The following is a 746-nucleotide window of genomic DNA, read 5'->3' on the forward strand; positions in this document are numbered from 1 at the left end:
CGGCACCCACACCGAGAAGCTCTCGGGCATCGGCACGGAGACGACCAGCCTGGCCACGCTCGTCGAATCGATCGGCCAGGCCGTCGCCGACCGCCTGGAGAAGCACGGATGAGCGTGCTCACACTGCGCCTGGCAGGCCCCCTGCAATCGTGGGGGGCCTCGGCACGCTTCGCCCGCCGCACCACCGAGTCCGCGCCGACCAAGAGCGGCGTGATCGGCATGCTCGCCGCAGCCCAAGGCCTCGAGCGTGGCGACGACGACGGGTTGGCACGACTGGCCGCGCTGCGCTTCGGCGTCCGCATCGACCAGCCCGGAACTCGGGTACGCGACTTCCAAACGGCCCACCACGCGGTCACCGGGAAGTCCATGCCGCTCTCCGAGCGCTTCTACCTCTCCGACGCCGTCTTCCTCGCTGCCCTCGAAGGCGACCAGGCGCTCATCGACGCATTGCACGCCGCTCTGCGCGCACCCGTTCACCCGCCCTACCTGGGCCGCCGCTCCTGCCCGCCGGCCCTGCCCGTGGAGCTTGGCGTCCATCACGACGCCGACCTGGAGCAGGTCCTACGAGAACAACCATGGCAGGCAGCCGCGTGGTACCAAAGGCTCCGCCGCCGCGAGAACCAGGTGCCCTTGGTCCTCCAGGTGGAAGCCGCACCCGGCGAACGCGGCGGGGACGTACTGCGGGACCAGCCGCTCAGCTTCGCCGCCGAACACCGCCGGCACGCCCTGCGCACCGTGGTCAGCAC

At 71.2% G+C, this 746-nt stretch carries 1 protein-coding gene; it reads left to right on the forward strand.

The window, feature by feature from the left end; translation table 11 throughout:
• Positions 1-108 precede the first annotated feature (108 nt).
• On the forward strand, positions 109-746 hold a 638-nt coding region (gene cas5e, locus ACTWQE_RS34155; protein WP_443332971.1), incomplete at its 3' end, for a type I-E CRISPR-associated protein Cas5/CasD.

The organism is Streptomyces sp. 8N706, from assembly GCF_052245415.1.
Lineage (GTDB): Bacteria > Actinomycetota > Actinomycetes > Streptomycetales > Streptomycetaceae > Streptomyces.